We start from the raw sequence: 19,929 nt of genomic DNA, 5'->3' as shown, positions 1-19,929 counted from the left end.
CTGACGATCTTCGATGAAAGCCCATTCGGCGTGGCCGCCAACGCGGGGTCGCGGACTGTCGTTGACGTTGTTTTCTCCGTGGCGAGCCGAGGCGCTGCCGTGCGCTTTGGCCAACCGCGTCCTTCGGCTGTGTGGACTTGCGGCGTCCCGATCCGAGTACTTTGGACCGCCCCGTCAATGGCCCGCCGACTGCGTCTGCCTGTCACGGTCCTCGGTGTCGGTGGAGTGAACGGCTTCCGCTCTTGGCTGGTGGCTTCATGACGGTGAACCGCCTCATCGTGACCCACCGTCCCATGATCGCTGAGGGCGGCCCCTAGCTGGGCGGGGTGCCGTCGGGGTGCTCGTGGATCCAGGAGAGGCCGCCGAGGTCGAGGCGCCGGCGAGCGCGGGTGACGGCGACATAGGCGAGCCGGGCTTCGCTGTCGCTGATCGGTCCGGGGACGGGGCGGCCGGTGTCGTCGTGCTGGTCGGTGTCCTTCGGCGGGGTGAAGTCGTCGGCGATCTTCACGCAGGGCCATTCACGGCCTTTGGCCTTGTGGGCGGTTGACACGGTCACCTCGGCCTGTTGCTCTGGCGTGAGGTGAGCGAGGGCGGCCAGGATGGCGTCGGTGCCATGGGTGTCGACGAGGTCGACCAGCGGTTGCAGGTCACGTCCGGCTGGGTCGTGGGCGGCGTAGTCCTGTAGTTCGCCCCAGGAGGGGAACAGCACCAGCTCGGGGTGGGAGGTGCGGCGGCCCTCCTTGAGGTCGCGAGCGGCCAGGGCCAGGGCACGCAGGCTGTCCCCTCCCCCGGCCAGCCCCACCCGGTGTCCGGCGGCCAGCAGGTCCATGACGTGGGCCATGGCGCCGACGTTGGTGCGGCACAGCACAGCGTCGGGCCGGACGAGGTGCCCGAGTTCGGTGGACACCTCGGGGGCGCCGGTCAGGCGGATCGGGGCCTGCGCGATGGCCAGCCAGCGGTTGGCCTCCTGGGCCAGATAGGGACCGAAACGGAAGGACTGCGACAGGACGAGCTGGGCGCCGTCGAAGCCGGTCATGACGTCTTTGGCGCCGCGCCAGTCGTAGATGGCCTGGGCGGAGTCGCCGACCATCACCAGCTGGGCGTGGCCGCGCTGATCGAGGAAGATCTGCTCGACGACGGGGTTGGTGTCCTGGGCCTCGTCCAGCAGCAGGAAGTCGGCGTCGATCTTCGGCCGGCTGAGAGCCCAGATCTTCAGGTAGTGGTCGTGGTCGAAGCGCACGGCCCCGTCGTCGGGGTGCTGCAGGTCGGCCCAGGCCTTCTCGGCGAACGGCACGATGTGGGCGGCGAGTTGGGTGTGCGGGTCTTTGTCCTCCAGGCCGCGCAGGCGGGGGACGTGATGGCGGGTGATCGTCTCATCGGCGGTGTGGCAGAAGCCGGCCACGGTGCGCAGCGTGGCGTTGGAGAGAGTCTTTTGTGAGAGGTCACGTTCACCGATGCGGATCGCCTTGGTGATACCGAGGGCCTGCCCGGTCTGCCAGGCCGGGCGGCGGGGGGCGTTCAGACGGCGGGTGTACCGGTGGCCGACGGCGGCGTAGGCGAGGGCGTGGGCGGTCTTGCACTGCACGGTGTCGGGGAAGCGGGCGCGTGCGTCCTGGGCAATGGCCCGGTTGTAGGCGAGGTAGCGGCCACGGCGTTTGGTGATGCGGGCGAGCAGGGTCAGCGTGGTGGTTTTGCCGGTACCCGCGCCGGCCTGCAGGGCGAGGTGCTGGCCGGCATGGAAGGCGTCGGCCGCGGCCGTCTGTTCATCGGTCGGGTTCATGCGGAGGCTGCTCCGGGGGTACGGGTCAGGGCGTGTCCGACGGCTGCCAGGAGGTGTGCGGCCGTGGTGTGGGCGAGCAGGTGCTGCACGGCCCGGTCGAGCCGGTCGGCCTCGTCGCTGGCGTGCTGGGCCAGTGCACGGTGCAGGGCCAGCTTCACGAAGAGTTCCGGGCTCTGCCCCGCTTCCTGGGCGGCCTGGCGGATCGTGGCCTGGACGGCGGGCGGGAAGGCGAGGTTGAGCAGGACCTGCCCGTCGGCGTCCGGGTAGTGAGTGGTGATCACGTCCACGGGGAGCCGAGTGGCGAGGCGCTGGCGCAGCCGGTGTGCGGCGCGGCCGGGGGTTTTGGCGCGTACGAGGGTCATGAGGCGGGTGGTGTCGTGGTTGGTCGCGAGCGGCAGCACGCGGGCGGCGTCGCGGAGTTCGGCCGGGGCCAGGGGTCGGGTCAGGAGGATTTCCAGGGCGTGGTGCGGCATCGTCACCTCTCCCCGCTGCCGTGTGCCGGCGGGTACGGCAGACCGGTACGCAGGTGCTGCGCGTGCAGGAGCGGATCGACGACCTGCCATCCGGCCAGGGCCAGGTCGGCGGCGCCGTGGGTGGTGGCATGCGCGGGGCAGCGCTGCATGCGCCAGCGCCGTTGTTCGGCATGGGGCAGTTGGCTGAGGTCGTAGACGGCCGTCGTCTGCTCGGGCAGGGCGAGTTGGCCGCGCTGGGGGCCGATGGGCAGCAGCCTCCAGGATCCGGGCGGGGAGTCCGGGGCCAGGACAGGACGGGAGCAGCGGTGTCGGTGGCTCGTCTGGGCTACGCAGCGGATGGCCTCCACGGGGCCGTCGGCGAGGTAGTGGCCCAGCAGCATCCGCACGACCGGGCGGCCGGGACCGTCAGGCTCTGCACTGGTGGGAGCAGCCGTGGGAGTGGTGAAGACACCGGTGTCGATCAGGCGGCGGGTTCGTACGGCGAGTTGGCGGCGCACCGACGTGAGGGGTGGGCTGATCCGGCAGACGGGCGTGCGCTGCGGGCAGAGCACGGCATGCGGAATGCGGCACCAGGCGCTGCCGTCGCTGTGCGGGTGGGCGATGCCGGAACTCAGGTGCCAGTGGCAGGCGGCGGGGACGTGGGCGGTGACCAGTTCGGCGGGATGCAGGGCGATGGGCTGCCCGTCGGCACGCGGGTAGAGGTCGATGCGGTTGCCGCAGTGCCGGCAGCGGCCGCTCTGGCCGGCGCGCAGCAGGCGGCTGGGGCTGGTGGCGGCCACCCGCAGCGGACGGCGCGCCAGTGCGGTGCGGGGGCTGCCGTCCCAGGGACAGCCAGTGGAGAGGGTGTTGGGGTGCATGGCGAGGACCGTGCCAGGCGACACGCCCCGAGGGCGGGGCTGGCGGGCGGACAGTCCCCCGGGCGGCCCAGCGCTATCGAACAGCAACACGATTCAGCGAGTGTGTGTTTCATGCGTGTTCGCCGGTTCGGGTGATTTGCGTGGCGTGCCAGGCAGGGCTCGACCGGAGTCAGGCGCCCTTGGGTCCGGGTGGGGTGTGGTTGCCGCAGAGCGGGCCGAGCAGCTGCTCGATGGGGACATCGAGGGCGTGCGCGAGGGCGTGCCAGGTGGTGACGGTGCCGGCGGCGCGGCCGTGTTCGAGGTCGATCAGTGTGCGCCGGGCCAGGCCGCTGCGGTCGGCGAGTTCGTCGAAGGTCCACCCGCGTTCGTTCCTCAGCCGCGCCAGCGTCACACGCAGGGCGTCGCGGTCCGGGTCGGGCGGCAAGATCGTCACCCCACCATCCGACGGTGCAGACACCTGCCCTGTCAGTGCGGATTTCTGCACTATCAGCGCAGGTGAGCGCGTCGGGCGCTCACGCTGCACGGGTGCAGAGATCTGCACTACGGTGCGGGCGGCTCCCGCGTGCCCGTACCGGGAGACCGCCGCACGAGGCCGGCGCGGACCAGACCGGAGGGACAACGAGCCGATGCGGCTTGCCAGCACACACGCCACGGTGCAGCGCATCTGGACAGTGCACCTGCGCCCGCAGACGGGCGGACCGGCCCTGACCTGCCCCCGCTGCACACACAGCCCCGTCCTGCCGGCCGGCTCCGCCCGCTCGGCCGCCCTCACCCATCTGGCCCGCCACGCCCGCGCCGACGCGCTGCCCGGACACCTGCGCACCTGCCAGTGCCGGACGCGGGGCTGCCACTGGCACCCCCGCCACCGCGGCTGCGCGGGACCCGTCCTGCTCGCCCTGACCTGCGACCGCAGCGGCCGCGTGTGGCGGCTGGCCGATGCCTGCGCCGCCTGCGCGGCGGCGATGAGCCACACCGCCGTCGTACCGCCCACCCTGCCCGGCACCCGCCGCGCCCGGCAGACCGCCGGCATGTCGCGCTCTGCGCGCACCACGCCTGCGTTCGGCCCAGCCGAACAGCAGCGCGTACGCGAAATGCTCACCTACCTCGCCACGGCCCTGCCCCGCTTCTCCTCCCCCGCCGCCCGGCTGCTGGCCCTGCAGTGCGCGCTGCGCGCCGACCGCCGCGGGCAGGTCCGTCTGCCCCACGGGTTCCTGCGCGGCATGCGGCTGCACGGCCGCGTAGAACTGTGGCTCGAGCTGGAGCACGCCGACTGGCTGCACCGCTCCAGACGCAGATACTCCCCCATCCAGGCGCAATTGCTCGATGCCGCCGTCCTCCATCAGGATCCCGGACGCACCGCGCGCATCCGCGCCGCCCAATGGGCCCTGTCCCCCGCCCCGCTGGCCGTCTCGCCCGCCCTGCCCTCCGCTCTGCGGCTGACCGCACTCGTCCTGGCCGCTCACAGCACCGCCGGGGCGGGCGGGGGTGAGGTCGATGCTCTCGCCCGCCAGTGCGGGCAGTCGCCTCCGCAGCTGGAGGATCTCCTCGACCAGCTGGTCCGCGCCCGTCTCGTGACCGTCTGGCGCCACCATCACGACGGCGACGAGGTCCGGTGGGAGCTGCCCGCGCACTCTCCGCCCGGCGAAGAGACACCGCACGATCCGAAGCCTTCTCACGGCAGCCGAGAAGCGGTCCGTGACGGCCCGTGAGTTCTGTGAAAGCCCGGACCGCTGCCGACGGCGCAATGCCGAAGCAACAGGCTGGATCAAGAGTCATGACCGTCATGCAGGAAACGCAGGTGGCCGCGGTAGGCAGCGCCTTCAGCGGCGTCGCGCCCCCTCGTCCGCGGCAGGGCGGCGTCTCATCTCTGTTTTCCTGGTTCCGCGATCGCCGCCTCGAAGTCATCGGGCGAGGTCCGCCGGCCGAGCCGGAAGTCCGGGCCGCTGCTGGCCAGTGCACCCCAGCAGCGGCCCGGCCTTGCTCTCCTCCCGCCCCGGGGCGGGAGTACTCAGCGGCGGGGAAGGGCCAGGAGGTTGTTGGTCAACCGCCCGTCGGCGCGGGTCTGCAGGTACTTCTCGCCGCGCGGCGGGGTCACCACGACGACCTCCGCCCGGTGCCCGCCCGCATCGCTCGTGTATGCCTGGCCCTTCTTGTCTTCGATCCAGGTGACGATCTGCGCCCGGGTGTTGTCGCCGGTCTTGCCGTCCGCCGGATTGGTCCACCACAGGTGGGTGATGTGCTCGTGCATGGTGCCGCCGGACAGGCGTACCGCGGTGATCTGGATGGCCATGGTTCTCTTCTGCCGGCCTTGCCCGATGGGGTTCCGGAGCCGGCGCCGGGACCCGTCACCCCGGGTGCGGGGTGCTTCGCCTGGGACGGACGACGTAACTCGCGGGTAGCGGAACGGGAGTGTTCCGGAGGGGCTGGCGGGACGTCAGGAGCAGTCGAGGCAGCGGTCGCTGCCGTCGGCGAACATCGCGGGCGGATGCTTGATGAAGCATCCCGGGCACAGGTGTTCGTTCACACGCGGTGTGCATGAGCAGCGGCCGCACTCGGGGCAGTGGGGGACGCGGCATGCGGAGCAGGCGGGATCGAAGGAGCGGTACTCCTCGTCGCAGTGCGCGCAGAGGTAGTCGCCTGCCTGGGGTCCGGTGTCCTTGGTGGGGGGCGTGAAGCGGCGCCAGGGGGCGGAGTCGGTGACGAGGACGGCGACCAGGTAGCCGCCCATCGGCGCGGTCTGCGCGTGCAGTTCCCGTCCCAGGATGCCGTCGCGGTAACGGACTTGGGTGCGCCCCTGCGCGCGCCCCCGGCCGGAGGAGCGGGCCCGGTCGATGACCGGGATGTCGCCCTGGAAGCTTCCTCGGCGCAGGGGCCGCAGACCGTGGGAGGCGGCGAAGGCGATCCGGCCGCTGCCGTCGAGCAGGAGGATGTGTCCGGGGGCGGGCAGACGCTGGACGGCGCGCACGCATACGGCCATGCGGGAGGCGGCTCCCGCCCGCCACAGGTCGGCGACCGTGTCAGCGGTGGGGCCGGTGGCATCCAGGTGGTGGTCGACGAGCGGGGTGGGGAGCAGGATCTCGGCGGCGAAGGCGTCGCAGGCCGCGTCCTCCAGTTGCAGGCCGCCGTCGGACTGGCTCTCGAAGGCTTCCATCAGGTCGAGGCTGTGCTTCTGGAAGTGGTGGCCCAGCTCGTGCAGGGCGGTGAAGTCCCGGCGGGCGGGGCTGGCCGCGTCGGCGACGGAGATCAGCGCAGGCGGTCCGAAGTCGTAGGCGCCTGCCACACTGCAGCGGGAGCCGGTCTGGGTTTCGGGGACGAGGTCGACGGTCAGCTCCGGCCAGGTCTGCAGTTCGGTGAAGGCTGAGCGCGCCAGGCGCTGTGCTGCGCCCGGGGTGTGCGTCTCCAGTTCCGCCAGCATCGCGGTGGCCTGGTGACGTGCGGCGGCCGCGAGTACGTAGTTGACCACAGCTGACCTCGTTAGCGCAGATGGAGTTCGAAGTAGCGGTCCGCTCTCGCGCTCCAGTCGGTGGTGGTGCCTTCCTGGCGTGCCGCCAGGGCGTAGATACCGAAGGCGGCACGGCGTCGGGCGTCGGGCTCGCTCGTCGCGGTGCGGGTGGCGAGGGCGCGTACCTGGGGGCGGCGCGAGGGGCGGCCGAGTTCGTGGATCACGGGGGCGGGCAGGGCCGGATTGGCTGCCAGGACCTCATCGGTGCCGAGGCCGAGTACTGCGGCGAGGTTTTCTGCCTGCTCGGGTGCGAGCGGTGCTTGTCCCCGCCACACCGCCAGGGCGTGGGGGGGCTGCAGGTTCAGTTGTGAGGCCAGCTGTTTGATGGTGATGCCTCGGCGCTGCAGCAGTTCGGGCAGGACCCCCGATCCGTGTGGCACCCACTGTGCGCCGCTCAGTTCCGCGAGGCCGTCAGCAAGGACGGCCCGGTACTCGGCCGCTGCGGCCGTGGGGTGCGGCGTGGTGCTCCCCCATGTCGCGCCCGGCGGCACCTCGTGGGGGCGGGTCAGGCCCGTGGAGGCGGGCAGTGGCAGGGTCAACTGGCTGATCTGGCGGTCCAGCACGTACCAGGGCAGGGACAGTTGCAGTCCCCACCACAGGGCCAGCGGCTGCTCCAGTGTGGAGGCGCCGGCGGGCAGCAGCAGGGTGTCCGTGTCGGCGTAGCGTTCGAAGGAGACTGGAACAGCCTGCACCGTGTCGTCTGCGACCGCGGTGATCACCAGCAGCTGGATGGTGTCGTCCCAGACCGCTCTCCAGATCTGGCTGGGCTCAGGATCCCGGGGCGGCGCAGTGGCGACCTCCCGGACGGCGTCGGGCACTTTCAGTCCCGCCGCAGCAGCTACCAGCCGCTCGTAGGCGCTGCTCTGGGCAGGGTTCATCGTGTCTCCCCCTCTCCTCGGCTGTGGTCCATCTGCGCATTCTCTTCTCACTGGATACGGACGACGTCACAGGGGCGGCTCAGGGGGTGGGTCCTCGCAGCGTCGTAGCAGCGCTCGCATGACCGCTTCCCGGTCCCTGTCCTCGGACAGGGCAAGCCGGAGCTTTTCCTTCAGCCCTGCCAGAACGGCATCGGCCTGGGCCTGTCCGATCTCCAGCAGCTGCGCTGCATGATGGGCGTTTTCGTCCAGGTAGGGCAGCAGTAGCCGCTCGTTGGCAGTCAGCCGCTGCCAGATGTCTTCAGCGTCGCCGCCGACGCCCGTGGAGTCGGCAAGGGTCGCCGCCGTGCCGGTTTCGGCCGGATCGACGAATGCCCCGTCGTCGGCGAAGAGCGTGGCGAAACGGGCCGGGGCCAACAGCCCGAACCGTGACTCGAGGACCTTGGCGAGGTCTTCCTCCCGCACCGCCCCCTGGGCGTGCCGGAGGACCCGCGTGAGAACGGTCATGAGGGCCTGGACCGTTTTACGGGGTGTGGGCCCGGAGCGGTTCCAGCGGGTGATCCCGACGCCGTCCACGCGCGAGGCCTCGGCGATGAGATCGTCGAGGTCGCCCTGCCACACCGCGTCCTCGGGCAGGCCGCTCAGTGCCCACCGCGGCGGGGAGCCCGGCCTGCGGCGGAAGGACGTGTCCTCGCTCATCAACCGGGCGATGCGGCGCCGCAGTTTGCCCCGTGGGGTCTTTTTCGCCTCGTCGATGAGGAAGTTCTTGATCGACGCGAGGAACAGCCGCTCCAGCGTGGCCTCGCTGATGGCCAGCGCGAAGCAGGCGGTCACGAACTTCTGGCCTGCGCCCTTGCGAGTCAGCATGGCCGTGATCACGTCGTAGGCCGCGTCGTCGCTCCACTGCGTGTAGCCCTCGGGCGGGGGAAACCCCGACGCACGGCGCACCTGGTGGACCATGCGCAGCAGCAGTTCCAGCGTCTTCGGCCCGGGTTCGCCCGTCTGCGACAGCTCTTCGTACGCTCCACCCGTCACCGGCTCACCCCCGACCCGCCCGGACCGCGTGAGCCAGGCTTCCTGTCTGCATACACCTGCCGTCTCAGCCACACCAGGCAACACGCCCTGGACCGGGAACCGCAGGCGCGTTCGTCCGCAGTTGGACCTCTTCTCTCTTTCCCAGGACTGATCGGCGCAGGATGCCTCCCGCAGAGCCAAGTCGGCTTCTTGGCGGGCGAGTTCAACAGCCAAACCGACACGCACGACGCGGGCGGCCACTACCCGACGCCCTCCCTATTCGCCAGCCTGTTCACCCTTTCAGGCGTATCCGGCGGGCGGTGACGTTCTCGTAGCGCGGTGCGGCGCAGCATGGGGATACCGGGCTGCCGCAAGCGGTCATCACCCGGAAGAGGCCAGAGGGGTGGGTGAACAGGTGGCGGAGGACTGGCGATCCGGCTCTCGTCGGCCGCTGCCGGTACGGAGGCCGATGGTGGCGGGCGGATTCGGGCGCCGACTGATGCACGGTCAGGGACTGGAACCGGAGGAACTGGCGGCCGGGCAGGCCCGCGGGACCGCGCTGCGGCGCGACAAGAGGTGGGCGGCGTGAGCACGGTGCGCGCCCCCGGCGACCTGGTGGACGGTGAGACAGTGCCGGGCGCGGGGCAGGGCGTCGTGGCTCTGTACCGCGAGCCGTACGGGCCGGTGCACTCGTGCGGCGCGGCCGGGCTTCGGGGGGTGGCGCTGGAGGAGTTCGGGCCGGTGAGCGAGCCGGTGCCCTACCGGGGCCGCAAGGGCATCATCACCTACTGGCCGGTGGCGACCCGGGAGCAGACCGTGGTGTGCGGCAGTCTGCGGCAGTGGCGGCTGGCGGTGGAGCTGGACTTCGAGCCGGGCTGGGTGGCGTTCAGTGCCGGCCCGGTGGAACTGCGGTGGCGGGCGGGAGGCCGCCTTCGCCGGTGGCGCCCGGATTTCCTGGCGCGCACGGCCGATGGCGTGCGTGAGGTGCTGGTGCTGAAGCCGCCTGGCCAGGAGAGCCTGCCCGAGTCGAGGCTTCAGGTGCTCGAGGAGGTGGCGCGGGCGGCCGGCTGGCGGGTGCGGCAGGTGCGTGAGCCGTCGGGGCTGCGCGGGCGCAATCTGGGATGGCTGGCCGGCTACCGGTTCCCCGAAGGCGACGAGAGCGGCCAGGGGCGGGCGCTGCTGGAGGTGTTCAGGCAGCCGGCAGGTCTGCGGGCGGGGGTCGCGGCGAGCGGGCTGGACGAGCTGACGGGTCTGGACCTCGCCTACCGGATGCTGTGGCAGCGGCGGCTGCTGTTCGATATCGCGCGGCCGCTGTTGCCCGACGCCGTGGCCTGGACGGCCTGAAGACGGAAGGGGGCGCATGGCGGGATCAGGTGAGGGCCGGCTTGCGGGGTCGCTGTCCATCGGGGCGGGGGTTCGCTGGCAGGGGCGCGAGTGGGAGGTGGTGGCGTGGCAGGGGGCGCAGGTCACGCTGGTGCCGCAGGACGGCGGCCAGGAGGTGCCCCGGGCGGTGTCGTACCGGTGGCTGGTGGGCGCGGAGGACTTCGCCGTCGTCAGCGGCGGTGGGGCACCCGTCGCGGACGGTGCGGCCCTTGGCGGCTGGGGGCGGCAGGAGGGCCGGGAGGAGGCCGCGCTGTGGCAGGCGCGCATGGTGGAGATCGACACCGGTCTGGCGCCGGGCAGGAGTGAGCATGCGCGGGGATTCGGGCCGGGCACGACGCTGGCCCAGCGGTGCGCCGCGATGTCGGCGCGGCTGGCCGCCGACGGCGTCCGCTGCTCCGCCCACACCCTCGCCGACAAGCGGCGCAAGTGGAAAGCGGCCGGGGAGAACCCGGTCGTCCTGCTGCCCGGGCCGCGGGACAAACGGCCGGGGGGCTTCACCGACCCGCGGTGTCTGACCGCCATGCAGGAGGTGGTGGCCCGGCGCGCACACGCGTCGGACGTGACCATCGACGTGATCCGCGAGGAAGTCGAGGACCTGCTGCACTCGCGGTACGCCGAGGAACTCGGCTCGGCTGCCGTGGCGGCTCTGCTGCCCTCCCGTTCCACCTTCTACCTGCGGATGAAGGAGTCCGGCCTGGCCGATGCCCTGGACCAGCCGACACGGGCCCGGGCCGCTCTGGCCTCCACGCCGCCGCTGCCCCATGGCGGGCGCGAGGTCGTGCTGCGGCCGGGACAGGTGACCCAGGCAGACACCACGCCGCTGCGGATTCTGGCCCGCGGCGACGACGGCCGGCCCACCGCCACGGAGCTGACCACGCTCATCGATGTGGCCAACCACAGCGCGTGCGCGCTGATGATCACGCCCAGCCGTCCCCGGGACGCCGAGAGCGGGCAGGCGGGCCAGGCGACCCGGGCGATCGACTTGACCCTGATGCTGGCCCAGGCTCTCGCGCCCTGGCCGGTGATGCCCGGCTGGGACCCACTGAGTGCGGCCGCCGCCTCCAGTCTGCCGTTCGGGGCGCTGCGGGCGGCGGACGAGCGGTTCACCGAGGCCACCGCCGCCCGCCCTGTCATCCGCCCCGAGCTGATCATCTACGACCAGGGCAGCCCCTATGTGAGCGAGCACTTCACCGAGGTCTGCGACCGGCTGCGCATCGCCCGCCGCCCGGCGCGTAAGAAGACCCCGACCGACAAGCCGCTCCCCGAGCACTTCTTCGTCACCCTCGCGCACCGCTTCAGTCAGCACGTCACGCACGGCTGGCAGGGCCGCAGCCACAAGAAACGCGGCCGCGGCATCGACCGGATGCCGCTGTACACGATCGCCGAGCTCCAGCAGATGGCCCAGGAGTGGGTGGCGCTGGAGTACCAGCAGACCCCCGACGCGGGGCTGCGCGACCCGTTCCGGCCAGGCGTCGTGCTGTCACCCAACGAGATGTACGCGGTCCAGGTGGCCCGCAGCGGCTACCGTGCGGTGCCGCTCTCCCCCGCCCAGAACCGCTTCTTCCTGCTGCGGCAGTGGGTCATCCCCGGCAAGGGCGGCTTCATGATCGACTATCGGACCTATCAGCCCATCGCGCAGGACGCCGGGCACTACCGGGAGATCCTCCTGCGTGGCGACTCGAAGCTGCCCGGCCGGGAGAAGCAGTGGGAATGCCGCTTCAACCCCTACCGTCCCGAGCGGGTGTGGTTGTACGACCACACGGCCGACACCTGGGTGACCTGCGATTTCCGGCTCCGGCACCTGCTGCACGATCCGTGGACCGCGGACATGTGGCAGGAACACGCCGAGCAGCACCGTGCGGCAGGCGGAAGCGCGAAGGACGAGGAGGCGATCGCCCTGTCCCTGGCGCAGCGTGACCGGCGACGGCGCAGTCGCAGACCGCCACCCAAGCGCACGGGAGCCGAACCGCCCTTCCAGGGACTGGAGTTGGAGACCGAACAGCCCTCCCAGGACCCCTACGCGGGCCTGGAGGAGTTCGACCTGTCGACGCTGCGTCCCTACCCGGCACTGCCCATCTCCCCCCTGGCTTCCCCGCCCGCAGCCACCCCGCCAGCGCTCCCCGCCGGCCCGAGCAACGTGGAGCGGCCCTCGGACAGCGGACAGACTCCGCATCCGCTGGCAGCACTCTTCCCCGACGACGGCGACGACAGCCCGCCGAATGCCTCCGCGACCGGCACACCGGCAGCTATCTACGAGGTCGTCGAGGCGGAACTCCTCGACGACCTCGATCCGGACGGCGATGACGGCAACGAGGCCGAAGACGACGTATGGGAGATATAGCGATCGAGGACAGAAGCCGTGACGACGTAGCCCCAGGCCGGCCCCGAGAGCGGCCAGGTTTTACGGTCCGGAGCCAGTCTGCGGGTGCGGGTACGGGTACGGGCAGGACCGTGACGAGAGAGAAGCGTGATGAAGGCATCCATCGAACTGCGTGACAAACGTGAAGCCCGTCTGCGTCAGCAGCTCAAGGACACCCCGATGCGGCCTCTGCCGCTGTTCCAGCTCACCGGCTGGACCCACTTCGTCGACGAGGAAGTGGAGCCACCCGCACTGGCGGCCGGCAGCAGTCCCACTGAGGACAGGAAGACGGACGAACAGGCCATCGCCTACCACCGGCATCTACGGATGGTGCCCACCGACGCAGTGACCCACATGCAGGAGATGGTCGTCGAGGCGGTCCACTCCAACAGCGGGCGCCGTGACGGGCTGATGGACCATGTCATCGACGGCCCCGCGGGCACCGGCAAGACCTGTCTGCTGCGGGCGATTGGACGCACTGCCCAGAGGGAGATCGAAGCCGCCATGGGCGGCAGGCGCCAGAACACGATCCCGGTGGTGCACATCACCACCCCCGCGGACCCGGAGCCGAGGGTGAACTGGCTCTGGGAAATCGGCTCCTACCTGGGTCTCAACCCTGAGCCGAAAAGCCTCGTGGAAGTCCTGGACATGCGCAAGCACCAGGACGTGACCCTGCCGGTCAACTACGTCCTGGAAACCGCACAGACCCGCCTGCTGCTCATCGACGACATCGACCGCGCCTCGCCGCAGCACCTGGCGAACGTGCTGCCCTACTTCGACTACCTGCGCGACAAGCTGGGCATCTCGCTCGTCTTCTGCGGCACCGGCGCCAGCCACCGCCTGCACCAGGCCCGCATCCTGGCCCAGGACCTGACCCGGGTCAGCGAGGAGAACAAGGTACGGCTCGAACAGGCGGGACAGCCAGCCGGACCCGTCTCGCCCTCCCCCACCGCCCTGCTGCCGGTGACCTGGCTGCACCCCCTGCCCCTGGACACCGAAGACGACGAGACTTTCCGGCGCGTCCTGGCGAGCTTCGAGGCCGACCTGAGCCTGTACCGGCTGGAGGAGAACGCCCTGAGCAAACACGCCGTCACACTGCACCAGCGCACCGGCGGCTACTTCAAAGCCCTCACCTACGTCATCTCCACCGCCGCCGTCATCGCGATCCGCAGCGGCAGCGAGAACATCACCGAGAAGGAGATCGCCGCCGCGACAGCCCAACTCAGCCCCTGAAACGAACCGCAGCGGACAAGCTGGGCCCCGTTCACGCCCGCGGCTGCCGGACGGCGGGAGCCCGGCGTCCGTGTGGTCCGCTCGCCCAGCAGCGCGGGGTTCTGCGGCACCGGCGGATTGCCCTCGATCAGGCGTCCGATGCCGGTGAAGGTCTCCGGGCGGCGAAGGCGGGTGCAACGATCCGGCGGGCGGGGAATTCAGCCGTGCCATTGGGCGAGCACCCAGCCGACCAGTAGCGATCCGACATGCCGGAAAGCGCCGGAGAGGAGGCTCAGGGACATCAGACGTGGCCAGGACATACCTCGCTGGCAGGGATCGGACTGCGCGGGCGAGGTGCCGGGGCAGTTGTGGCTCGCGGGCTCTGCTGTGGTCATGGAGAAGTCCTCTCTGGGTGGATGGCAGGCACCCAGAATCCGGCCAGGAACAGGGAAAGACGGCGGACTGTCGACCGGGCGGGCTGCCAGGTGGCCTGTGCTTTCGATCGTGGCAGCGACCGTGCGGCTGACGCACGCTCAAAGCGGCTCTGTCTGGGGCGGAAACGCTGTATTTTCCAGATCGTGCAGTACTGGGAGAGCATCACCGGACCTGGCACCATCGACGAACTGGTAGCCGACGCGCACGCGGCGGGCCACGCGGACTTCAACGCGCGGCTGGCCCATGCGTGGATCGCCAAGGGCATCCTGGGCAGCCCGCAGGTACGCACCCTGCACCGCGGCTCCGACAAAGCCCTGCACAGCGCCCATCAGCGCAAGCTGCTGCTCATCGTGCTCGACAAACGCCGCCGGTCGCCGGAGCTGAAGCTGAACTCCCTTGCCCAGATCCCGCTGGCCCTGTGGCTGTGGTGGGGCGAGGAGTACGTGGCCTTGCAACAGGCGCAGCGGGCGTTTTCCACCTGGCTCGGGCGCGGCCAGCGCAACAAGGACGTCGCCCGCGATGGGGCTGTGGGACTGCTGCGGCAGATCGACCACCCGCTGGCCACACCGACGGCACGCACCCGCCTGGTACGGCTGGTCACCCACCTGGGCAACGGCCAGGCCCTGACCCCACGAGGGCGGGCCGAACTGGTGGACGCGGTGCGGGAGGTGATGGAACCCGACAGCGTGTTCGCCGCCAGCGGGATGGTGCGCGCCGTGGGTCCCGTGGGGGCCCCGATGACGTGCGAGCACGTCGTCGCCCACGCCGAGATCATCAGCCTGGCCGTGCAGCACGTCCTGCGCGCGGGCGTGAGTGAGCAACTCCTGGAAGAAGCGCGCGCCGCGGCCCGAGCCTGGACGGCCGACTATCTCGCCGAGCGCCCCGGTCTCGAGGCGGCGGCCGGGTCCCTCGCCGACGCCTTCCGCTCCCCCACCCTGGACGAACAGGTCAACACCGCCGGCAAACGGCTGCTGTACACCGTGGGCCTCCTGCTGAGGCAGCGTCAGCAGTGACGGACGGCACGCCCGACCGGGGGCCTGCCAGCGGGCAGCCGGACGTCGGAGGAGTCGCTGACGCGCTCCACTCGCACATCGATCCCCGGAAACAGCACAGCCACGACCGTCTTGCTCGCCATGCCAGGACATACTCTGCCGAAACGATCCCCTGCTCACTTCGCTGACCGGGATCGGGGCAGCCGCCGGCAGACCTGCCTGACCGGCTACAGCGCGCCGGCCGCCGCCGCGCGGTCGCGGATGGTCCGCAGGCTGACGCGTACTCCGTTCTCTTCTTCGATGTGCCATTCGTTCATTCCCTGGCAGGTCTTGGTGCCGCGGGCGACGGCCCCGGCCTCGTCGGCCCGGCCGTAGGGTGTGCCTCCGGTCGCGGCGAGGATGATGCCGCCGTTCGCGTCGATGGTGGCCCAGTGCTCGGTGGCGCGGTAGGTGAGCACGATCCGGGTGCCGGCTGTCAGAACTTGGGCGTCGATCATCCTGGCCACGTCGGTGCGTCGGCCAGAAGCCGCTCTGCGCCGCGGAGGGGCCTGGCGCGGACGGGCGACTGGCTGGCCGGCGTCAGGCCCCGGAGGTGCAACGGCAGCAGAGACGGGCAACCCCAGGCGTTCGGGTTTCCAGATGTGTTCGAACAGGCGCAGATACAGCTCCTGTCGGGTCTCGATGACCGTGGTCATGGTCTCTGTCGGCCCGAAGGCCCGCATGTGCTTGTCGAGTTGGTGTGCCTTGATGAAGTCGCGCAGTTCAGGGTTGCGGTGATCGTATTGAGGGGCCAGGACGCCCAGGAGGACGTTGTTGCGGGCGTAGAGGCGGTTCTTGTCGTGGAAGGGGAGGTCATTGATGCTGGAGTTCTCGCGGCCTCTCAGCAGGCCGAGGCCACCGAGTTGGTTGCGGCGGCTGCGGAAGACGACCGGGTCTGGGATGTCACCGGCGACGCGATGGTGGTGGTTGGCCCATAGGTGTTCTATGTGGAACTGGTCGCGGTCGAGGTAGGCGAGGATGTCGAAGGGTTTTTTGCAGGCCTCGTCGGCGTAAGCGGTGGCGCGGGTGAGGAGATAGCGGATCTGATGGGCGTTGTTGCCTCTCAGGCCCAGGGTGATTGCTTCGCGCACCGGGTTCCCGTTGTGCTGGGCGAGGTCGCCCAGTGTGGAGGCGACGTCGGCGACGGTGCGGCAGCCGCGCAGGAGGGGGACGAGCTCGGTGTGGACCAGGGCGTCGGCGTCGGCGGACTGGACGGGCAGGTCCTGCAGGATCCGCAGGGCGTACCAGCGGTCGATGTAGGAGGCGACGAGGCGGCCCTTGTCCTTGGCGTCGGTGGGCCGGTCGTCGGGGGCGATGGCGGCGAGCACGGCGACGGACTGGACGCCGAGGCCGTTGCGCTCGTTGAACAGCACCGTTTCCAGGCGGTCGCCGTCCATCTTCAGGGTGCGGGTGGCGGCGAGGACGGGCCTGTACAGACGGGCCGTCTTCAGCAGATTCTGTACGAAGTTGAGGAAGTGGTCGGGGCGTCCCGGGGTCAGGCCGAGGTACTCCGCGTTGTGGCGTACCCACACGTTGAGGTTGGTGGTGATCTGGCGGCGGTCCTCGTCACAGTCCTCGCGCGCGCAGCGGGCAAGGAGGTATGCCTTGATGAAGCGGGATGCCGCCTGGGGGTCATCGCGGTCGGTGGAGAGTTCCCGCAGCATCTCCTGCCACTGGGTATTCAGCTGATCTTCAGCGGAGCCGACGTTGGACAGCAGATGGCTCTTGAGGAGGTCGACGGCGGTGAGGCGGGCGCCGCGGTCATTCATCGTCTCGAACATGCGGTAGCCGTGGTCGGGGCCTGCCGCCCGGATGCCCACCAGGACTACGCGGGTCAGGAGCCATTCGGTGAAGGGGTGGAGCTTCTCGGCGTCGAGTTCCTCGGCAAGCTGGGATTCGATCTGCTGGCCGCGTGCCCACAGGTTGCGGCGGGAGAGGGAGTCCCCCGCGCCGGTCTCGTATTTACGGCCCTCGCTGACGGATTGAAGGACGGGGTCGTGGTCGGTGATGCCGACGCTGAAGTGCTTGCCATCGGTCGTGATCACACGGTTGAGCTGGTCAACCGTGTGCGTATCACCGGCCTCCCGGGCCGACAGTCTCAGCTGCAAAAAGAGCAGGTGCAAAGTGACGAAGCGCTGCTGACCGTCGACGAGGAAGCGGCGCTTTTTCGACGGCTCGTGGTAGACGAAGGGGCCGAGGAAGTACTGCGGCGCGGTGTGGGGGCGGCGCCGGTACGCGGAGTCGCCCAACCAGTGCTTGAACGAGTCGCACAAATCCCGCAGCAGGGTGCGGACTTCTTCGTCACCCCAGGTGTAGTCACGCTGGTAGTAATCAATCTCGTACGTCACGTCACGGAACAGCTCGTTCAGGCTGAATCCCTGAGACCTGATCTCGTCCGCCCCCACGCAACCACCCCTCACCTGCCAGGCATATCCCGTCATGCTCCCAATCCGGCGCCACGGCGTACAGACGGCGCGGGAGTCTGGTCGACGGCATGCAGAAAAATATCGGCGCAGGCGACGGTGTCATCCCCAGCCCGCTGTTTTTCCCGACTACGGTCCCAGCCGCTGCTGCGGCGCACGTTTGCCCCCAGCCGTGCGGGCTGCGGGCAGGCCAACGTTGTGGGTGATGGCAGCCGCGACTGAAGGGGGCGGTGTCAGTACCCGCCGTTAGGGTCGGTGCTGTGATCAGGGAGTACTACCCGCGGGCGTGGCAGCACCTGCGCGACGCGCAGCAGGCCAAGATGGCGATGGCGCCGCTGTGGAGCACGCTCCTCAAGGACGGACTCGTCGAGGAGAGCGTGGTCACGCATCCGGACGGGTCGGGGGTCATCGGTGCCTGGCTGGCCTGGCCACCAGGCGGGCAGGCGGAACTGACCGAGCTGTTCCGCGGGTGTGTGCGGGAGTTGTGGGCGTGTCTGGATGCGCTGGTGGCGGAGTCGGTTGAGGCGTTCAGTGCGCTGCAGCGGCTGCGCAGGCCGGAGTGTCCCCGGTTCTTTCCGGTCGCTGATTCTCTCGAGGGGTTCAGGGCGTCACTGGCCGAGTCGTGCATGGACGGCACCCTGCGCTCGCACGTGGCGATGGTGGAGGATTGCCAGCCCTTCCAGGACAGCGACGGCGACGGCGACGAGGTCATCGACAGGATCCACCGCGGGCTGGGCTATCTGCTGGAGTGGGAGGCGGCGCTGGATTCGGGTGCGGTGATGGGCGCCTGGGCGACTCCCGTCGAACCGCAGGTCCATGCCGCGGCGCCCGCGGTGCTCGAGAGCGTGGAGGCGGCGCAGCCCGGTGCGCTCGACGGACAAGAGCGTGTGCTGGCCCGCTACCGGCTGAGCTCCTACCAGAGCGGGTGCGCTGTGAACGCGCAGGCCGGCACCTGGGTCGATCTGTGTTTCACCGAGGGGTTCGCCCCGGCCGATGACGAGGACACCTTCGATCAGCGGCTGTCGCTGGTGATCGAGGCGGTCACCCGGTTCGCCACCTCGTTCGCGTGGCTGTCCAGCCAGGTGCCGGGCAGCCGGCGCGTGTTGTCTGCCGGACGCGTCGGCGCTACGGATACCTGGATTGAGGCCACGCGCTCGTCGAGGCACTGGTCCGCCGAGGAACTTGCCGCGCTGGCCTCCTCGGACATTGGCCTGGGGCGGGTCCAGGACGCCGACACGCTCACGCTGATGGTGAGCACGCCCGGCGGTGTGTTCGAGCGGGTCGTCCCGCACTCGACACCCCTGCGCCAGCACGACCGGCGGGGCACGGCCGCGGAGACAGCCGTCAAGGATGCGGCCGCCACCTGGGGCCTGCCCGATTTTGTGATGGCCCCGAGCGTGGAGCGCAAAGGCCGTGGGGTGCGGGAGATCAGTGACGGACTGCTGGTGGTCGGCGACCGCGGTGTGGTCGTGCAGATCAAGGCCCGCGAGGGCGAACCCGCCACCGTGGAGCGGGAGACGTCCTGGGTCCTCAAACAGCTGACCGCGGCGGGCAAGCAGATCCACGGCACCGTACGCCGGCTGAAAACGCAGGGCGTGCAGATGGTCAACGGACGCGGCCATCGTCTCAGCATCGACAGCCCGGCCATCGACTGGGTAGGCGTCACCATCATCGAACACCCCGTTCCCCCGCAGGAGTTGGCTGTCCCCGAACACCACGGGAACACGCCGGTGATCGCCCTGCTGCGGCGTGACTGGGAGTTTCTGTTCAACCAGCTTCGCTCCACCCACGCCGTCGTCGGCTATCTGCACCGGGTCGGCACGTCGGCGCCCGTTCTGGGCGGCGAGCCGGAGCGTTACTACGAGCTGGCCGCCGCGGATGCCGAGGCAGCAGCGGAAGAGGCGGATCCATCCTGGACTCGGCGCGGCGGACAGCCGCACAGCGTGCCGCTGCTGCCCGCCGCCCCGGCCGGCAGTGACGACGACGAGGCCCACACCATGGTCCGCATCATGCTCGAGGACGTAGCTACCAGCCCACTGGACCCGGACGAGTGGGATACCCGGCAACGCGTCCTGGCCTCTCTCGACAGCCTGCCGGTCGGGTACCGCACAGATCTGGGCCGATTTCTGCTGGACGCGCTGGCCGCGGTCGCCGAGCCGGAGCCAGGCACCACGGTATGGCGGATGCGCACCTTCATCGCCGGGCCTGACCTGGATCAGCTTGGCTTCGCCGTCTGTTCCGCCCTGACCGACCACACCCGCGCCGCGTTCTCCGCCTGGCTTCAGCTGCGCCATCACGAACGCGGCGAGCATGCGAACCTCGCCCAGCTCATGTCGGTCGGTGCGCTGCTCACTCCCCGCGCCGACGGCTACCGGGAATGGGACACCACCATGAGTGCCATCAGCGGCGACCCGGAACTGACCGGTGAGGAACTACGCGCCTATCAGGATCTATTCAATACGCCCAACGGCCCGGCAGGCACAGCCTCAAGGCCATCGCCCTGACAAGGCGGCAAGACGGACAGCGGCAAGTTGCCTGCTACGGCGCCGGCTGGCGGCAAGCAGCTGGAGCAGAGCGTCAGATGA

General features: G+C 70.3%; 16 protein-coding genes. 6 read left to right on the top strand and 10 right to left on the bottom strand.

The genetic code is table 11. The annotated features are described in order from the left end of the window. Positions 1 to 313: 313 nt before the first annotated feature. From OIB37_RS35920 to OIB37_RS35905, 4 genes are all read right to left on the bottom strand, one after another. Positions 314 to 1,780: a UvrD-helicase domain-containing protein gene (locus tag OIB37_RS35920; protein ID WP_330455461.1), complete on the bottom strand. Its 1,467-nt coding sequence runs from the start codon at positions 1,778 to 1,780 to the stop codon at positions 314 to 316. Then, the gene (locus OIB37_RS35915) at positions 1,777 to 2,259 is read right to left on the bottom strand and encodes a hypothetical protein (protein ID WP_330455462.1); all 483 of its coding nucleotides are present in this window, start codon (positions 2,257 to 2,259) and stop codon (positions 1,777 to 1,779) included. The genes OIB37_RS35920 and OIB37_RS35915 overlap by 4 nt, the downstream gene beginning before the upstream one ends. Then, positions 2,256 to 3,110: a DUF6083 domain-containing protein gene (locus tag OIB37_RS35910; protein WP_330455463.1), complete on the bottom strand. Its 855-nt coding sequence runs from the start codon at positions 3,108 to 3,110 to the stop codon at positions 2,256 to 2,258. Before OIB37_RS35910 ends, OIB37_RS35915 begins: the two co-directional genes overlap by 4 nt. A gap of 169 nt (positions 3,111 to 3,279) precedes the next feature. After that, complete coding sequence (locus tag OIB37_RS35905) at positions 3,280 to 3,543, bottom strand: helix-turn-helix transcriptional regulator (protein WP_330455464.1); 264 nt, start codon at positions 3,541 to 3,543, stop codon at positions 3,280 to 3,282. A 193-nt stretch (positions 3,544 to 3,736) separates the two neighbouring features. Here OIB37_RS35905 and OIB37_RS35900 point away from each other — a divergent pair, with 193 nt between their 5' ends. Next, on the top strand, positions 3,737 to 4,819 hold the full coding sequence (locus OIB37_RS35900; protein WP_330455465.1) for a hypothetical protein: 1,083 nt from the start codon (positions 3,737 to 3,739) through the stop codon (positions 4,817 to 4,819). 299 nt (positions 4,820 to 5,118) lie between these two features. Here the strand turns inward: OIB37_RS35900 and OIB37_RS35895 are convergent, their stop codons facing one another. From OIB37_RS35895 to OIB37_RS35880, 4 genes are all read right to left on the bottom strand, one after another. Beyond that, positions 5,119 to 5,400 carry a DUF3892 domain-containing protein gene (locus OIB37_RS35895; RefSeq protein WP_266469265.1) on the bottom strand — a complete coding sequence of 94 codons (282 nt, stop codon included), beginning with the start codon at positions 5,398 to 5,400 and terminating at the stop codon, positions 5,119 to 5,121. A gap of 144 nt (positions 5,401 to 5,544) precedes the next feature. After that, a complete protein-coding gene (locus OIB37_RS35890) occupies positions 5,545 to 6,573 on the bottom strand; it encodes an ImmA/IrrE family metallo-endopeptidase (protein WP_330455466.1) in 1,029 nt (342 codons plus the stop codon). An 11-nt stretch (positions 6,574 to 6,584) separates the two neighbouring features. Then, positions 6,585 to 7,490 (bottom strand): hypothetical protein, encoded by a 906-nt coding sequence (locus OIB37_RS35885; protein WP_330455467.1) that lies wholly within the window; start codon positions 7,488 to 7,490, stop codon positions 6,585 to 6,587. A gap of 66 nt (positions 7,491 to 7,556) precedes the next feature. Beyond that, a complete protein-coding gene (locus OIB37_RS35880) occupies positions 7,557 to 8,522 on the bottom strand; it encodes a hypothetical protein (protein WP_330455468.1) in 966 nt (321 codons plus the stop codon). Between the two features lie 564 nt (positions 8,523 to 9,086). On the opposite strand from OIB37_RS35880, the gene OIB37_RS35875 reads away from it, so the two are divergent. From OIB37_RS35875 to OIB37_RS35865, 3 genes are all read left to right on the top strand, one after another. Continuing rightward, entirely contained in the window at positions 9,087 to 9,845 is a 759-nt protein-coding gene (locus tag OIB37_RS35875; protein WP_330455469.1) for a TnsA-like heteromeric transposase endonuclease subunit, read from the top strand. A gap of 16 nt (positions 9,846 to 9,861) precedes the next feature. Beyond that, complete coding sequence (locus tag OIB37_RS35870; protein WP_330455470.1) at positions 9,862 to 12,225, top strand: transposase; 2,364 nt, start codon at positions 9,862 to 9,864, stop codon at positions 12,223 to 12,225. 129 nt (positions 12,226 to 12,354) lie between these two features. Further along, positions 12,355 to 13,476 (top strand): ATP-binding protein, encoded by a 1,122-nt coding sequence (locus tag OIB37_RS35865; protein WP_330455471.1) that lies wholly within the window; start codon positions 12,355 to 12,357, stop codon positions 13,474 to 13,476. Positions 13,477 to 13,673: 197 nt separating this feature from the next. Here OIB37_RS35865 and OIB37_RS35860 read toward each other — a convergent pair whose 3' ends face one another. Then, positions 13,674 to 13,850, bottom strand: coding sequence for a hypothetical protein (locus OIB37_RS35860; protein WP_330455472.1), 177 nt, complete (start codon positions 13,848 to 13,850; stop codon positions 13,674 to 13,676). A 183-nt stretch (positions 13,851 to 14,033) separates the two neighbouring features. On the opposite strand from OIB37_RS35860, the gene OIB37_RS35855 reads away from it, so the two are divergent. After that, positions 14,034 to 14,903 (top strand): hypothetical protein, encoded by an 870-nt coding sequence (locus OIB37_RS35855; protein ID WP_330455473.1) that lies wholly within the window; start codon positions 14,034 to 14,036, stop codon positions 14,901 to 14,903. A 206-nt stretch (positions 14,904 to 15,109) separates the two neighbouring features. Here OIB37_RS35855 and OIB37_RS35850 read toward each other — a convergent pair whose 3' ends face one another. After that, positions 15,110 to 17,326, bottom strand: coding sequence for a DUF262 domain-containing protein (locus OIB37_RS35850; RefSeq protein WP_330455474.1), 2,217 nt, complete (start codon positions 17,324 to 17,326; stop codon positions 15,110 to 15,112). 248 nt (positions 17,327 to 17,574) lie between these two features. Here OIB37_RS35850 and OIB37_RS35845 point away from each other — a divergent pair, with 248 nt between their 5' ends. Next, a complete protein-coding gene (locus OIB37_RS35845; RefSeq protein WP_330455475.1) occupies positions 17,575 to 19,848 on the top strand; it encodes a hypothetical protein in 2,274 nt (757 codons plus the stop codon). Positions 19,849 to 19,929: the final 81 nt, after the last annotated feature.

The sequence above is a fragment of the Streptomyces sp. NBC_00820 genome, assembly GCF_036347055.1.
In the GTDB taxonomy this organism is placed as follows: Bacteria; Actinomycetota; Actinomycetes; order Streptomycetales; family Streptomycetaceae; genus Streptomyces.
The sequence above is the reverse complement of the archived record's forward strand: the minus strand, read 5'-3'. Positions and strand labels throughout refer to the sequence as shown.

Bases quoted from the DNA above. Each gene is read 5' to 3' on its own strand.
- OIB37_RS35920 (WP_330455461.1), bottom strand. From the start codon at position 1,780: ATGAACCCGACCGATGAACAGACGGCCGCGGCCGACGCCTTCCATGCC.
- OIB37_RS35910 (WP_330455463.1), bottom strand. From the start codon at position 3,110: ATGCACCCCAACACCCTCTCCACTGGCTGTCCCTGGGACGGCAGCCCC.
- OIB37_RS35900 (WP_330455465.1), top strand. From the start codon at position 3,737: ATGCGGCTTGCCAGCACACACGCCACGGTGCAGCGCATCTGGACAGTG.
- OIB37_RS35895 (WP_266469265.1), bottom strand. From the start codon at position 5,400: ATGGCCATCCAGATCACCGCGGTACGCCTGTCCGGCGGCACCATGCAC.
- OIB37_RS35885 (WP_330455467.1), bottom strand. From the start codon at position 7,490: ATGAACCCTGCCCAGAGCAGCGCCTACGAGCGGCTGGTAGCTGCTGCG.
- OIB37_RS35870 (WP_330455470.1), top strand. From the start codon at position 9,862: ATGGCGGGATCAGGTGAGGGCCGGCTTGCGGGGTCGCTGTCCATCGGG.
- OIB37_RS35865 (WP_330455471.1), top strand. From the start codon at position 12,355: ATGAAGGCATCCATCGAACTGCGTGACAAACGTGAAGCCCGTCTGCGT.
- OIB37_RS35860 (WP_330455472.1), bottom strand. From the start codon at position 13,850: ATGACCACAGCAGAGCCCGCGAGCCACAACTGCCCCGGCACCTCGCCC.